Annotated in this window: 13 protein-coding genes; 8 read left to right on the top strand and 5 right to left on the bottom strand. The window is 51.2% G+C overall.

Annotated features, from left to right (window positions below; genetic code table 11):
* Nucleotides 1–145: 145 nt before the first annotated feature.
* Entirely contained in the window at nt 146–373 is a 228-nt protein-coding gene (locus SH449x_RS10760; RefSeq protein WP_482381346.1) for a hypothetical protein, read from the bottom strand.
* A 368-nt stretch (nt 374–741) separates the two neighbouring features.
* Here SH449x_RS10760 and SH449x_RS10755 point away from each other — a divergent pair, with 368 nt between their 5' ends.
* The 8 genes from SH449x_RS10755 (at nt 742) to SH449x_RS10720 (ending at nt 9,345) form a co-directional block, all read left to right on the top strand.
* Entirely contained in the window at nt 742–1,506 is a 765-nt protein-coding gene (locus tag SH449x_RS10755; protein WP_482381345.1) for a TIGR04255 family protein, read from the top strand.
* Nucleotides 1,503–1,955, top strand: coding sequence for a hypothetical protein (locus tag SH449x_RS10750; RefSeq protein ID WP_482381344.1), 453 nt, complete (start codon nt 1,503–1,505; stop codon nt 1,953–1,955). The genes SH449x_RS10755 and SH449x_RS10750 overlap by 4 nt, the downstream gene beginning before the upstream one ends.
* On the top strand, nt 1,952–2,398 hold the full coding sequence (locus SH449x_RS10745) for a hypothetical protein (protein ID WP_482381343.1): 447 nt from the start codon (nt 1,952–1,954) through the stop codon (nt 2,396–2,398). Before SH449x_RS10750 ends, SH449x_RS10745 begins: the two co-directional genes overlap by 4 nt.
* On the top strand, nt 2,382–2,762 hold the full coding sequence (locus tag SH449x_RS10740) for a hypothetical protein (RefSeq protein WP_482381342.1): 381 nt from the start codon (nt 2,382–2,384) through the stop codon (nt 2,760–2,762). The genes SH449x_RS10745 and SH449x_RS10740 overlap by 17 nt, the downstream gene beginning before the upstream one ends.
* A gap of 103 nt (nt 2,763–2,865) precedes the next feature.
* Entirely contained in the window at nt 2,866–3,951 is a 1,086-nt protein-coding gene (locus SH449x_RS10735; protein ID WP_482381341.1) for a DUF1559 family PulG-like putative transporter, read from the top strand.
* Between the two features lie 106 nt (nt 3,952–4,057).
* Entirely contained in the window at nt 4,058–4,264 is a 207-nt protein-coding gene (locus SH449x_RS10730) for a hypothetical protein (RefSeq protein WP_482381340.1), read from the top strand.
* 251 nt (nt 4,265–4,515) lie between these two features.
* Nucleotides 4,516–4,944 carry a hypothetical protein gene (locus SH449x_RS10725; RefSeq protein ID WP_482381339.1) on the top strand — a complete coding sequence of 143 codons (429 nt, stop codon included), beginning with the start codon at nt 4,516–4,518 and terminating at the stop codon, nt 4,942–4,944.
* A gap of 333 nt (nt 4,945–5,277) precedes the next feature.
* Nucleotides 5,278–9,345: a chemotaxis protein CheB gene (locus SH449x_RS10720; protein ID WP_482381338.1), complete on the top strand. Its 4,068-nt coding sequence runs from the start codon at nt 5,278–5,280 to the stop codon at nt 9,343–9,345.
* A gap of 7 nt (nt 9,346–9,352) precedes the next feature.
* Here SH449x_RS10720 and SH449x_RS10715 read toward each other — a convergent pair whose 3' ends face one another.
* The 4 genes from SH449x_RS10715 to SH449x_RS10700 all read right to left on the bottom strand — a co-directional run bounded on the left by SH449x_RS10715 (nt 9,353) and on the right by SH449x_RS10700 (nt 15,698).
* A complete protein-coding gene (locus SH449x_RS10715) occupies nt 9,353–10,678 on the bottom strand; it encodes an endo-1,4-beta-xylanase (RefSeq protein WP_482381337.1) in 1,326 nt (441 codons plus the stop codon).
* A 290-nt stretch (nt 10,679–10,968) separates the two neighbouring features.
* Complete coding sequence (locus tag SH449x_RS10710; RefSeq protein ID WP_482381336.1) at nt 10,969–11,559, bottom strand: hypothetical protein; 591 nt, start codon at nt 11,557–11,559, stop codon at nt 10,969–10,971.
* Nucleotides 11,556–12,845 carry a DUF1552 domain-containing protein gene (locus SH449x_RS10705; RefSeq protein ID WP_482381335.1) on the bottom strand — a complete coding sequence of 430 codons (1,290 nt, stop codon included), beginning with the start codon at nt 12,843–12,845 and terminating at the stop codon, nt 11,556–11,558. The genes SH449x_RS10710 and SH449x_RS10705 overlap by 4 nt, the downstream gene beginning before the upstream one ends.
* A 39-nt stretch (nt 12,846–12,884) precedes the next feature.
* Nucleotides 12,885–15,698, bottom strand: a complete 2,814-nt coding sequence (locus SH449x_RS10700; RefSeq protein ID WP_482381334.1) for a DUF1592 domain-containing protein — start codon at nt 15,696–15,698, stop codon at nt 12,885–12,887.
* Nucleotides 15,699–15,705 lie beyond the last annotated feature (7 nt).

Genomic DNA, 15,705 nt, shown 5'->3' with positions numbered 1-15,705 from the left:
GTGGCTTGTCCAGTGGGGTTTCTTGTTTCTCGCTAAAACTAGCGTGGAAACTAACATTCCGCTGGACGAGCAAATCGGGATTTTCTCGTCGACGCAGCGTCAACTCACTGTCGAAACGGATGGGTGGTTAGCGAGTGCTGTTGAGCTAGTGGGAATGAACCATGGGCCAGAGCTTCGCTGATCGGTAAACTTTGTCGACGTCCGGAAAGCAGACGATCGGCAATAAACGCGACTGAGCCTTGAACGCGTCGGTGTAACGCAGTTCCCACGTTCCGCCTACTCGGCGGAGATGCTTCATGGGCAACTTTCGAAACCACAGGACGAAATCGGCCAGAGTCGAGGCTAGTTCGGTGTTCGGTGACTGTTGATTCATCTTTGTCCAAGCTGCAGAGCCCTGAAATGCCGACCACGCCATCCTTTCACGACGGTCCCATCATGTAAAGTTGACCCGCCTAACCTTACATGAGCGAGTTTTCGCGAAAGCTGCCATTTGCCAGAAATCACCCATTCGAAGGGGCCTGGGGATTTGCGCCTAAGGAAGCAAGTCGTTATCCCTGCAAGGGTTACGGAGAATTGGTTCCGGCAGAGCGGTTTGCGTCTAAGGAAGCTCTCTAAACCTAGATTGGAGCAGATCAGTTACGGGGTGAGAAGCTGATATCATCTTATTTGGTGGCACTAGCTGCTTTGCAGTCCGTTAGGGTCGCAGTTCCACTGGGTTTTCAAAAACGGTAAACTAATGAAATGAATCAACCACTATTCGATGAGAGTTTTCCGCACCTTGCTTCGTCTCCGATAGTAGAATCGGTGGTTCAGTGGACTGCGCGCTCTTCGTTTGGGCCGCAGGATCTTGCTTGGCAAAGCCGATTTAAGGATCTCCTGCCTAACTTCCCGGTTTCTTTCCCGACTCACTCGCAGTCGATCGAAACGATGATCGTCGAAGACGGTAGTACCCAACAAACGGTCAATCGCCCCTGGATCGGACTTCGATTGGAAAGTGAAGACAAAAAATGGATCGTGCAAACTGATTATCAAGGTGCCGTCCTTAGCCGACTCCGTCCGTACTGTGGTTGGGAAGAATTTGTCAGTCAGGGGCTGAGGGTTTGGGATGCGTACTGTGAGTGCGCAGAACCAAGCGAAATTCAACGGCTCAGCGTCCGTTCGATCAATGTCATCGAGATCAAATCGTTTGACGATGTGCGAGTCTATCTTCGCCATCCGCCAGAGTGTTTGGACAACGCCGATTTGCCTGCATCCGGCTTTATGTACCAAAGTCTCCATCGAATTCCAAATTATCCCTATCAGGTGAATGTAGTCAGGACAATTCCTCCCAAAAACCACGATAAAATCGGTATGCCAGCGCTCATTATCGATATAGACTCGATGACATCGGAGTCGCATCTCGAGCTCGACAGTTCCCCACACCATTTGCTTGCCCTAAAATGGCTAAAGGATAAATCGTTTTTTAGTCTCATCACCCCAAAAGCCCTCGACGAGTTTAACAAATGACAAGAATCACGACCGGTTTTAGTGATGCAGCTCGAACGGTAAGTCAGTCGATAGAATTCCAATCAAGCGGCCTACGATGTTCGGAGACATTTGGTATTGATAGCCAATTGCGAGAAGAACTGGCTGATATCTGGGGCGAGTGCCAAGAGTCGAACTGGGATGGATTCAAGGGTCAGCCCGTATCGAGAGACACTTTACGTCAGGTTTATCATCTGCTTGAGGAGATACCGACTTACATCACTGCTCCAAGCCTTTCACCTCATCCTGACGGGGCTATCGCGATGGAATGGTATCAGTCGAAGAATCGACAAATTGTCTTGAGTGTGATCGATGGCGAAATTCACTACGCTGCAAAGCTTGGGGCGAATCGCCATCACGGTAGCTTCGCAATCATCGATGGTTGGCCGAAGTCATTGTTGTCCTTGATTTCAAAAATCTCAAAAACATGATTGACGAAGATCGTGTGCCCGCCATCGAACAGGACGAATTGCTTTCGCGCTGCGTCCTCTCCTGCAAATACGTTCGCGCCGCGACGTCCGGCGATTTGACTACAGGTCGAGTCAAGGCAGGTGCCTTAATCCCACATCCCCATGACGACCTTTCCGTTAACCGACATCAGAGTTCGTCGCTCGAAGAAGTATGGCAGTTGTGTCAGCAAGTTGCGAGACAAACGAAGAAGACTCTCTACGGTAGGGCGGAGGTTTCGGCGGAATCCTTTACCTCACAGGGTTTGGTAGTGAAACCCGATCCCATTCGTCGCGACAATAGCGAGGGATTACCCCCGAATCCGAATCATGCCATCGTGGTCAGTTGGCCTGCTGAAAAATCCGCACAACTAATGTTGGCACAGAATATAGCGGACGGTTGTCGCTACTTTGCGACAGAAGGATAATCATTCGTCATTCGTCCCCGATGAGTTGCTTGACGTTGCATCGCGGGATCGACTAAAGCTCGGTGGCTTCGGTATCGAGTGTATCCCGAGCGGCATGCATCTCGGCAAGTCCTTTGATGAACTCTTTCTCGATGCCCCAGTGAGTGCAGAAATAACTGGGAAACACAGAATCAGTGAAATGATCCAGCAATCGGATCGGCGGAGCGATCCGCGACAATCGTCGCTGACCGCTCCGTCGGTCAGTTGCGGTCATCGTAAGACGCAAATGGATTTTAATGATCTGCTTCGCCTGAAACCCGACCTCGGTCCTGGTTATCGGTTGAGGGCCGAATCGCTCAAAACAGACCGCTACGCCGATTTTTAACAGCGTCCTAATCAAGCCTTAATGATCGCGCTGTACGATTCGCTCGCCAGCTGGTGAGGTATCGGCTGGAGGGAATCCTGTCTTTTTTGGAATCAGGTGTTTTATGAGTATTCATTATCGTCGGCGAGGGTTTACTCTCGTCGAACTATTGGTGGTCATTGCAATCATCGGAATTTTGGTTGGCTTATTGTTACCTGCCGTTCAAGCAGCTCGCGAGGCTGCACGTCGGATGCAATGCGGTAACAATATGAAGCAGATCGGTTTGGCCATGCTGAACTTTGAAAGTGCTTATAAGTACTTTCCACAAGGTGGCTATGACGGTGATCCACGTTTGCCGGGAATGCAGTATGACGAAGCTCCAGGGCAGTACGAGGGATCGACTTGTTGTCGAGCAGCCCATCCCGATGGATGGAATTTTCTGTTTAAGATCCTGCCATTTATGGAACAGCAGAACGTCTATAACCTAGCTCGGTTTGAGGTCGCTCCGCTTCATGCTTCGAGGCCAGTCAATTACGATGGCGAAGACGATGTGGCGCGAGCCATCATCCCTAGCTATTACTGTCCGTCGAGAAGACAGAATGATGTGTACGGCGGAGCCGGTTTTTCACGAGCTGACTATGCAGGTTCAGCCGGTTTTTACCAAGGAGAGATTCACGAAAATGGTACGCAGAGCATTTGGAATCCTCCAATATGGCAACCGCAAATTCCACCACCACCCCTAGGGTTGGAACCTCGCAGAAACGAGCGAACTCGTGAAAACTTTGGTAATGTGAGCGGTCGACGCGGATACATTGTCTGGGGAGCGCAGGGTGCCAAGCGAAAAATTGCCGATGCAACCGATGGAACATCGAATAGCTTGATGGTGTCCGAGAAAGCTATCCCTAGGGGGCGCTATGGGGCAGACGGTGGCGACAACGAACGATGGAACAACAATGGATGGGATGAGGATCACGTACGTTGGCATTTTCCTCCTCTTTCCGATTTTGATAGTCGTAATCGGGCTTTTCAAAATGAAGAAGCAAGAACCGGTACTGTTTGGCGTCGCTATTTTGGTTCGGCGCACGCTGTTGGCCTCAATGCTGTTTTCGGAGACGGATCGGTACGGTTCATTCCGTATACTGTCGATCCAATCGTATTCATGTATACCAACATCATTGATGACGGTCAGGTGATTGCAACCGTCGAATAAAGAATTTTCGGTTGCCACCGCAAGTTCTCTTCATCCAACACATAAAGCCATCGCACTCCGGTGTGATGGCTTGTTGATTTGTTTCCTTTAATTTTGGACCCAAGTGATGACTAAATCGGATTATGTTAAGGTTCTGCTAGTTCTTGTACTCTTTGCCTCAGGTTGCGGTGGCAGCTCGAGTGCAATTCTGCCCACCTCGGAATTAACGGAAGAGCAAAAGGCAGAAATTAAGCGCCAGGATAGCTTAATCGACGAAGAAGAAAGCCAAGGAATGGTCGACAACAGTAAAGTCACAAAAGGAAAAAAGAAATAGAAATGGTATTTCGATCCATCAGGAATTTTCACTACCGCAGTTTTAGACCTTCGGTTTTTGTTGGACTGCTAACAATTTCTGCAGGCACAACCGGCTGTCTATCCGAGACCCAATCAACGCCACCTGTCCCTGTATCATCGGCTCCCGCTACAAAATCGGTCGGCAATGCCGACTACGAATGTTGGGCAAGGTTCGCTCCCGGAACAAGAGTTGTCAGACGCAAGACCCTCACGAATGCGGAGGGGACCACGATGGTTACAACGACCCTTCGCCTGGTTTCTGTTAGTGATGCTCAGGTAGAAGTTGAGAGTCAGATAACCGTAGATCGCAAGAGAAACGATCCTCCGTGGGAGGATTCTACCGTCAATCCGCCGGACGTCGTTCGCTTCCCGGCAAATTACCAAATTCCCGAGGAAATGTCCGAGGATCAGTTTCGCTCTCCCTTGCCTGATGCGAAGTGGAAGAGCAAAGAAGTCCTGACCGTTCTAGATGTAGAGTATGAAGCGGACGTCTACGAGTGGAAAGCAACGCTGGAAAGCGGGCCGGTGCCGGTCAGAGGATGGTTCAGTAACGAGTTTCCAGGTCGGCAGCTTCGGCTGGAATTTTTCTATAACGACGTAGCGGGGAGCACGGGAATCGACGAGGTTATTGATCTGGAAGTGGCGAGCCCCATGATGTAAACATGAGTCGTTCGATGCTGATGTAACAGATCACCAAGTCCCGTTGATCGACGATGACCGTTGTCAAAAAAGCCGCTGTAACTATCAATGTTTCTATCGATTCCCTTTCTACCAATGTGATGAATCCCGGCCTGATAGTTTGAAAAATTTTTCTAATTAACGCATCGCTTTTTGGTTTTAATTAACTTTTGCGTTTCTATGATTCCAAAGCGAAGCCGTCGCTTTGCGATCGTTGTACGGTCGGTTCTTTAGTGAATACCACTGATGGTTTTAAGGGGATGCCTAGACGCTGGCCAAACCCCATCAGGATTCAGGCGGGAAGCGGGGGAAATCATGGACAATGAGCTAAAAGCAAAAAAATCAGGGGCGAGGTCAGCACCATCGCATGTTGTTGGTATCGGAGCATCTGCGGGGGGCTTGGAATCACTCGAGGCGTTCTTTCAAAACTCACCCACCGATACGGGGATGGCTTTTGTCGTTATCCAGCACTTGTCACCAGATTTTAAGAGCATGATGTACGAGCTTCTGGGGCGGGACACGAAGATGAAAATCCACCGTATCGAGAATGGTATGGAGATCGAGGCGGATAACGTCTATTTGCTTCCCCCCAAGAAGGAGTTGGTGATCGAGCAAGATAGGTTTCGATTGATGGATAAAGATGCTGCGAGGGGTTTGGCACTCCCGATCGATCGATTCTTTGAATCGTTGGCTACAGAGTACGGGAGTCAATCGATTGGTATCGTTCTGTCCGGTAGTGGCTCAGATGGTTCTCGAGGTGTGCGACGAATTTCCCAAGCTGGTGGGCTCGTCGTATGCGAAAGTGAAAAGACCGCCAAATTCGATGGTATGCCATTAAGTGCGTTGGCGACAGGCTTCGTCGATCTCGTGCTTCCTCCACAGGATATAGGCAAAACGCTGGTTCAGTACGCTACCGATCCCCAGGAATGTAAGAAACGTTTCGAAACGTCTATTAAAGAGGATCTACTGTCAGAAGGGTTGCGAGGTAAGGAAGCGATCTACGAACTGTTTCGACAAGAGTACGACCTTGATTTTTCCTCCTACAAAGACTCAACCGTTCATCGTCGTATCAACCGTCGTGTCGGTATGGCGGAAACCAACGACATCGATCGCTACTTCGAGATGTTAAGAAATGACAAGCAGGAGCTCAATGCACTCTATGAAGATTTGCTTATTGGCGTAACTCAGTTCTTTCGTGACGAAGAAGCGTTTGAATACCTACGCCAAACGGTCGTGCCTGAGTTGCTTCGGCAGATAAGTCCAGATCGAACTGTGAGGATTTGGGCCTCGGCGTGCGCTACGGGCGAAGAAGCCTATTCGTTGGCTATTGTCTTCCACGAGGCTATGGTGGAACTAGGGCGATCACCGAAGATCAAAGTTTTCGCCACGGATGTGCACAAAAAATCGTTGATCCATGCTGGTCGAGGCGTCTATCGAGCCGAGAGCCTGAGTCATCTCTCGGACGAACGTCGCAGCCGATACTTTAACCGAATCGACGACTGCTTTCAGATCAAAAATGAGATTCGCGAATTGATAGTGTTCGCGCCACACAACCTGTTGAAGGATGCTCCTTTTACTGACTTAGATTTCGTATCATGCCGCAATCTTTTGATCTACTTCCAGCCTACCGCTCAGAGGAAAGCCCTCTCGCTTTTTCACTTTGGGTTGAATACTGGAGGGATTCTATTTTTGGGGGGCAGTGAAACTCCGAGCGAAATCGCGAGCGAGTTCGAAGTGAAGCACGAACGACATAGGCTCTATCGAAAATGGAGACAAGCTCGACTACCAACAGAAATTCGTCTTCCCCCTTTTCGCAATCACGGCGCAGAAGTACCAGTCGCCGCGAGTCGTACATTCTCGATGGCCCAAAGCCGCCGCGATGCGGGAGTGCTCCGAACCTACGATCTCCTGCTCGATAAGTTTATGCCACCTAGTATTCTCCTCAACGATCAGCGAGAGTTAATGGATTGTTTTGGTGGAGCGGAAAAATTACTTCGTTTACCGGGTCGTCGTCCGTCGATGGATGTGTTGGAACTGGTGGAATCTAGTTTGCGAACAACTCTAGTTGGGTTGTTGCAACGAGCCACAAAAGCCGAGGCTCCCGTTCGATTCTCAAACGTACCGATTCAAGTCGAAGGGGGCGAGCGATTCTTTGACCTAACCGCTGAGCTTCTGCGAATTCCTCAATCGGAGATATCTCAGTACTTGATAACTTTCGAGTCGGTAGCCAATGGAAAGGAAGTTGTTGTTAAGACCGCTGAGAGGAGTACGGATGCTAAGCAGATCTCTGCTGCTGTGTTGCAACAATTAGAAGACGAGTTACGCTTTACCAAAGATAATCTTCAGGCAACCATTGAGGAACTGGAGACTAGCAATGAAGAACTTCAAGCTACGAACGAAGAACTGGTGGCCTCGAATGAAGAGCTTCAGAGTACGAACGAGGAGTTGCACTCGGTCAACGAAGAACTCTACTCGGTGAATGCAGAGTATCAGAGAAAGATCGCTGAGATTGCTGAAGTCAATCAAGACATGCATCATCTCTTGGAGAATACGGATGTCGCGACGATCTTCTTAGACGCGGAGTTGCGGATTCGCAAGTTTACTTCGCGAATCCGCCAGATATTCGACTTGCTCGATCATGATGTCGGTAGGCCGATCGCCAGTTTTGCTCACCGTATTCAATTGTCCAATATTGTGGACCGAATTATCAAGGTTCGGGACCACGGAGAGCGTTTTGAATCAGAGGTCCATACCGTGGATGGAGGCAGCTACCTACTGCGAATCATGCCGCATCGGGTCGATAAGCAAATTGACGGCGTCGTGGTGGTCCTCATCGATCTATCTCCCCTGGAGGACCTGAGAGGACGACTGCGATGGATGTCTGCCATCGTGGAATCGACTGACGATGCGATAATAGGCGAGGATCTACAAGGAAACATTACAAGCTGGAATGCGGGGGCGGAAAGGCTCTACGGCTATTCAGCCGAAGAGGTCCTGGGGCGGCACGTCTCACTGCTGGTTCCAAGCAATAGATTCGCCGAGGTCGGAGACTACCTTGTACATGTTCAAAAAGGGGAGGCGATTCGGACCTTGGAAACGGTAAGGGTTCGTCGAGATGGTGAACAAGTGCATGTTTCCTTGACGATTTCGGCTGTGAGAGATTCGGCGAATCGGGTGATTGGAATCTCCAAGATTGCGAGGGACGTGAGCGAGAGAATTGAGGTTGAAGCGAAGCTTAGAGAACAAGCGAAGCAACGAGAAAAGTTCCTAGCCATGCTTTCACATGAACTCAGGAACCCGCTCAATGCGATTGTCAATGCAAGCCATTTATTGACGGATGAACGCTCTTCTCCAGAAACCCACCCTCGCGCGATAGCCATCGTAAAACGACAGTCTGCGATGATTGCTTCCTTGCTGGATGAACTGCTGGATGTGACGCGGATCTCGCTTGGGAAAATTGAACTGTCCCTCACGACTTTCAATCTTGTCGATCTGATCGAGACGATTCGCGAAACGACACTCCCCGAAATATCCTCACGCTCGTCGAATCTGACGTTTGATGTTCGCGATGAGAGCTTGTGGGTGCAAGCTGATTTTGCGAGACTCGTACAGGTGCATGTCAATCTGATTCATAATGCGGCAAAGTATTCACCTCCAGGCAGCCCCATACGGGTATCATTGCAAGCCAATCGCGGCATGGCAACCATTTCTGTCCAAGACGAAGGGGCAGGAATACCGGCGGAATTCCTGCCTAAGATTTTTGAGCCTTTCGTTCAGGCCGATGAGACGCTAGATCGCTCCGATGGTGGACTGGGGGTTGGATTGACTCTGGTCAAGGCATTGGTCGAGCTACATGGCGGGACTATTGAAGCGTACAGTCCAGGACGTGATTGTGGTAGCACATTCGTCGTAAGTCTCCCCCTTGTCAGTCAACCAGAGAGCGATCCATCGAATCGAACAGAAACGCTACCCATCGAATCAGGCGACCTCAGCAAGGAACATTCGAAGACTGCGGAGCCTATTCCACTATCGAAAGCGATCGTCTTGGTCGAGGATATAGAGGATATCAGAGAACTGCTTAAAACTATTTTGGAGCTCGATGGGCATCAAGTGGTAACAGCATCGGATGGAGAATCAGGTTTGATGGCCATCATGACCCACAAACCCGATTTCGCCTTGATCGACATCGGCTTACCTGGGATCGATGGATATGAGGTGGCGCGACGCGTTCGAAGTGTTCTCGATAGCGAATCGCCCCATCTCATCGCCTTGACAGGATACGGTCAACAGGCCGATGTAGAAAGGGCTTACGCTTCGGGCTTCGATACCCATTTGATTAAGCCGCTCGATCCGGTTCTGCTACGGTCTATTTTGAATGCCTAGGCAGGCTTTACGGTTTTTCAACGAGGGCTGTGATGGCGTGGAACGCCGGTTTCGGCTCGTTGTTACCATCGAAAACCAATGGTCGCCCCTGGGCTCGCCAAGAAACGGCATCGTTGACGCCCCAAAACGTCACGACATCGATCGCTTCTTTATGTTTTAAGAACGCTCGGAAGATCCCTTCATACGCTTTGGCTAGCCGAGCATCGGCATCTTCGACCAATCCACCTTGGGTGGTTGCCGCGTTGGCTCCGACATCCGCACCGGTGCCACGTTGCCCTCCCACGGCAGAGTTGACATCCAACTCGGTCACATGGATGGGCAATCCGAGTGATTTCATCTCCGTGATGGCTGCATCCATGGTCTCAAACGTGGTCGATACGTTGCAGTGGGCTTGCGTACCGATCGCATGGATCGGCACATTATTCGCCTGAAGAGACTGTACCAGCTTGATTAGCTTGTTACGTTTCGCGGGGTTCTCCAAGCCGTAATCGTTGTATCGCAGAATCGCATCCGGGTCAGCTTCGTGAGCATACTCGAAGGCTTTAGCAATAAAGTCTGGACCGATGATGACCGACCATGGTGAACGTCTCAAAACCTCGGGACCGTTATCGGCGATTGCCTCGTTCACGACATCCCACACTTTAACCTTGCCCTTGTATCGCCCAACAACGGTGTGGATATGATCACGCATTCGCTCGAGCAACTCTTCTCGGGACGCTTGAGGGCCACTCAGATCGAAGCCACGGAAACCGCCGAAACCGGGTCCACCTGGCCCGCCGGGTCTACCCTGCCTCGGTGGCGCATTGGGATTCGGATTGGGACGTGGAGCCATCGGTGGATTAATGGTTAATTCACTAAACGGGCCTGTAAACTCGGTACCTGGGTCTTTGGCAGCGTGCGTTCCCTCGAAAACCCAGTTGGGGGTTTGCGAGTGCCAAACCAGGGTGTGGCCAGCTAGTTCCATATTCTTCGCGGTAGCAAACTCCAACAACGCGTCAGCCGGCGCGAAATCATAGCCGTCAGCGCCGGGTCTCGGGTGAATCAATTGCCACTTCATGTCGTTCTCGGCGACGACGTGATTGAAGTGCTGTCTAGCTAGGGCGGTATCCTTAGCAACATCCTCTGCCGAACGGCGAGAGCCAGCTCCCATGGTTACGGATCGATTTACGGCTACACCAATTCGAAACGAATCCTGAAAAGTATCTTTAAGGGCCGCAATTGGCTTACTTTGATCGGTGGCATCATTGGCGTCACGAATCTCTGTATCTTGCCCGATACTCAGTGGTGCCATAAGCAATACGATAAGTGTTGAACGCAGCATGCGAGAGGTCATTCCTGGGGTCCTTGGTGTGAAAGAAAAAAGGGAAAATTGGACACTGCTCGCTGATCGTCACCGACTTCACCCTCCCCAAACGCCGTTTGGGGAGGGTCAGCCCGCGAAAGCGTGGCTGGGGAGGGGATTGACGCATCGGTCTGCACGAGACAGACGGCGTACTGCCCTCCCCGGCAATCTCGCTTAAGGCTCGATTGCCGACCCTCCCGGTCGCTTCGCTGGGAGGGTGAGGAACTGTTTACAGTGGCGTTCAGAGAGTAGTGTCGATAATTGACTGTTTTTGATCTGGGCTATTCCTTGTAAATCCATCGGAACTCATCCACGGCTACAAAACCCCCGGGTTGCGAGCCACTGATTTCTACATAGGCGATACCATCCGCCTCAAGTTGTAACGCAAAAAACGGGATCTGTTCCTCGGGCTTGCTCCGAACAGGTACCTGATCTAACCCCTCTTTAGCTAAAAGGTTTCCTTGCGAATCATAGGCTTCTAACCATGCAGAACTAGTTGTTGATCCCCACATGACAACCTTTACTAGTCTTGCCGGTCGGTCAAAGGTTGCACGGACGGGAATCGCTTCATTGGCCATTGCGTTGAGAATACCTTTGCGATCGGTGCCGAGGTGCGGGAAGAACATGATCCGGCCTGCCGCTTTGCTCCTCTTAGGCTGATGGGCCAGCTCGAACGTCACCCCTTGCTCGGACCATCTCGGGGTAGGTTTTCCAACAGTCACGTTCTCAAAGTCGATTACATGTTCCTTAGCAGGCAGAATTTCTTGAGTAGGCGCGGAGTCTTGGGCGCATAGGTTTGTTAGCACGGAGGCTGAAATCACGATGCATCCGATCAAGTGAACTTCCAAGCACAACCTGATCTGGTACATCATGTTGGCTCCAATCCGCGCATGGTACCTGTCGAGGAAGCAAACCGCTCCTGTTCGATTCCCATTCGTTGTAATATGGAGACGAACAAATTGGGGAGTGGGTAGTTCTGTTGCTGGTCATACACAAGGTGCTGACCATGCTTAAATCCCCCCCCCGCGAAAAGAATAGGCATGTTCGTGGTCGAATGAGCGTTTGCATCACCGAGGTTGGATCCGTAAAGGATCATGCTGCGGTCCAAAAGCGATTCACCATCCTCGCTGATACTCTTGAGATCGCTGAATAACTGGTTCAGCAGCTTCATGTGCTCCTCGTCAATGGTTCTCAATTGAGCAAGCTTCTCCTCCGATTTGCCATGATGCGATAGATTGTGATAACCATCGCTGATGGTCTTGCCAGGTATTTCCACTACGGGTGTCCCGACACTATTAAGCATCAAAGTAATCGAGCGTGTCGAATCGGTTTGAAACGCGAGCTTGACGATCTCGTACATGAGACGAACCTTGCTCATGTACTGAGCTGGATTGGTCGGGTCTGTGGGTGGTTCTCGGTCGACTTTTGGCTTTTCTTTGCCTTCCCATTCACGAGCGGCCAGCATACGGGACTCTAAATCGCGAACACTGGAAAAGTATTGTTCCAAACGATTGCGATCGCTGCTGCTGGCCCGTCGCTGGAGATCTTTCGTTTGATCTGCAATCGCATCGAGAATGCTGCGTCCCGTGTCGAGCTTGCGAATCTGCGCATTCACTTCAGCTTGGCTGCCTTGCAAAAACAGTTGCGTGAACAATGCAGCGGCACTTTCCTCGGGTGGAATCGAAACCCCAGTGCCTGTCCACGAAAGGCTACGATTGCCGGAGTTCACGGCCAACGTTAAAGAGGGAAAACGAGTTTGATTCCCGACATATTCCGCAATCGTTTGATCGAGCGAAATGGAATTCCGAAACGAGCTACTGGCTGGATGGGGGGCTGCGGTGAGAAAACTGATGTCGGATGGATGACCACCATCTACGTTAGGATGCGACACACCACTAAAGACGGTGAACTCGTCGCGATGAGTTTGCAACAATTTGAGGTATCGAGACGGTTCATAATCGCGACCAGACTGCTTGGGAAAGAATTCCTCTGGCAACAAACCAAGGTTATTGCAAATCCCTAGGAATCGCCGGGGTGATGTCGCTGACAAGCAGCCAGTCGACTCGGCGGCACGTGCAGAATGGATCGATTCGAGCCATGGCAAACCGATTAGCACGCCAGTTGTCTTCAAGAAGTTACGACGAGCGATTGCACTCATTTTAGAATTGTTCTCAGGCATCGTTAGAACCTCGACTCTTTACTTGTGAAGGAACAATTCGCTTTGAACGATCGCATGAATCAGGGATCGCACAGGCCATGATTCTGACTCGGTGGCATCAAGGATACGCTCGATTTCGTCGCGATCGGCAAACGAGATGGGTGCTCCGGTCGCATAGATCGTGAACTGATTTACAAGATTGCGAGCTAAAACCCTCTCGTTTTGCAACAGGATCTGCTTCAGCTCGCGGACATCTCGAAAGGCGCTTCCGTCCGAGAGGACACCAGCCGCGTCGACCTCTGGGCCGTAATGGAATAAAAACGCTTGTCCATTCATCCCCACTCCCTTTGCAGCAGGGACCTCTTCGTTTACAGCCCGGTACCTATCGCGAAATCCTCCCATGACATCAAAAGCTTCAAGAGCGAATCCGGGAGGATCGATTACAGCATGGCAAGCAGCACAGCTCGCGTCTGCTCGATGCAACTCGAGCTGTTGTCGAATGGTAACCGCGCCTCGAATGTCTGGCTCAACGGCAGGCACGGCGGGAGGGGGGGAAATCGGGAGGCCCAAAATACGTTCTGTGATCCAGCTACCTCGAACAACGGGGGAGGTCGTGGTACCATTTGCCGTCACCTTGAGCACGCTGGCGTGGGTCATAAGGCCCCCGCGCACGCTATCGGTAGGCAGCTTTACCAAATGCATCTGAGCACCGGCTACACCAGGAATTTGATAGTGGTCGGCTAGTCGTTCATTCAAGTAGGTAAAGTCTGAGTCGACAACATTGCGAGCGGGCAGGTCATCGGCGATCAGTTTGGTCACAAACAAGTGAGTTTCTTCGATCATCGCCATTTTCAGAGGCTCGTCTAATTCATAATCATTGTAAAGTGTCGTCGATGGAGACGTGTCGTTCACTTTACGTAGATCGAGCCAATAGTCTGTGAAGGCTTCTATAAAACGAGCCGATCTCGGATCATTGAGCATGCGATCCACTTGCTCGTGTAGCACCTCTGTTTTGTGTAACTCGCCCTCTCGGGCTAAATGCCTAAGGGTGAGATCTGGTTCCGAATTCCATAGAAACATTCCTAGTCGCGTTGCGATCGCTTCATGATTCAATAGACCCGGCTCTTCGTTGATAAAGAGTAAACCCGGTGAAGCGAGCACGGCGGTATAAGCCGATATCATAGCGTTAGCGAAACCAACCCTCAGTTCGTACTGCTGCTCGAACAACGCCAAAAACCGCTCCAAATGATGCTGCTCAATAGGTTGGCGATAGACGCGATTCATGAACCGAGTCAGTAATCGCCGTGCGTCGTCGTGAGGGGCGGCTGAAACCACATCAACAGTGACTTCAACCAATCGCGGCGGACCAAATCCTCGGCGCGGGCCCTGTCCGCTCTGTCCACTTGGTCTGCCGAGAAAAGACGGTGCTGCCGAAGCTTCCGCTGGTTTCGGGGGAACTCGTATGACGATTCCCTTTGAGGATCCACTTTCGATTCTGGTGAGCTTCAAATCATCGAACAGCAACTGGTAGCCGCTGGTAACCTCAGGACCATCGAGTGGCCCCTCGGTCTCCATCCACTGAATGGCATATCCGGGCATGCCAGATTCTGTTGCCAGTGGGTTGACGTACTGCTCATCGGTCCCGTTTACGCGAGTTCGGAAGAGTCGCATACCATCGGTTTGGATCACTTCGTTGGCAACCAAGTCTACTTCGATCTCACATTCGGTCGGCTCGGTTCCAAAGTCGAACTGTCCTAGCGGCCTGCTCTTGCCGGAACTTTGTGCGTAAACACCAATCGGTTCCGGGCGACGCCCAGGCCAAACCTCGTCGAGGTTCGGGCGATGCCAAAGAGGTAGATGATAAACGGGTGCTTTCTGATCGCCAAAGCCCTCATAGAACCATCGCCCGATGCCCCCGCCACTTACCCATATCGAATAGCCTTTGAATCGTAGCTTGTATCTTCCCGATGCCGGCACTCGGAATTGGCCCCAGCTATAACCACCTGCATCACTGAAGATGCTGGCTACCTTACCGACCGCTTCACGCTCCCGCGTTTCCGGAGATGATCGTGGCTCTCGACCGCTTCGCACATCGGGCTGCGCACGTGCATCCAACACGGGAAAGGCAAGGCGATCTGGCAGTGTGCCGTTCTCGCGAGGTTGGAAGTTACCGAATAGTGAGAGCTCATCGCGAGCATAGTATCGCTTTACGCTCGACTCGGGACGTTCATAGCTAACCGAGATGGCTTGCTTCAATGCGTAGTCCGCCGCGCTCATATACCGTGCCAACTGGACATGCGAGACATCTAACGCTTGCCCCAGTTTGTTGAATCGGTGCATCTCTCCATCTTCAGGAAGCATATCCCGAACCTGGATCCAGGGCAGTTGTAGCAAGTCTCTCAGAGTGTTTTCATACTCGTAACGATTGAGTCGCCGAGTCATGGATCGACCGTCTCGTCGAATGCGTTCTCGATCGAGTTGCTTTAAATGAGCGGATAACTCATTCAGAAATGACTCTCTCTCAGACTCCCCAGGAAGAGGTTCCGAAGGTGGCGGCATCTCGTGTTGCTGAACGCGATCGAACACGCGAACCATCGATACGAGAGATCTTTCGTCACTCCAATTCAACGTCTTTAGATCCAGTGCCCCCTCGGAAGCATCGCCCGAATGACAGGCAACACAATGAGATTGCAGGAACCCATCGATCTTTGCGGATGGTTGGTCATTTGCCGACGCTTGATCGACAAAAGTGTTTTGCGCACAGATCGACAGCAACGCAGCGGCGAACCCAATGGCTAGATAGCCCACGGTACCTAGGGACCTCACAATGCCTTTCGAGCGAAAGCTTGACATTGCATCT

The organism is Brakhagea baltica, from assembly GCF_052161605.1.
In the GTDB taxonomy this organism is placed as follows: Bacteria; Planctomycetota; Planctomycetia; order Pirellulales; family Pirellulaceae; genus JBKCUI01.
This window is presented reverse-complemented; position numbering and strand designations above follow the sequence as displayed.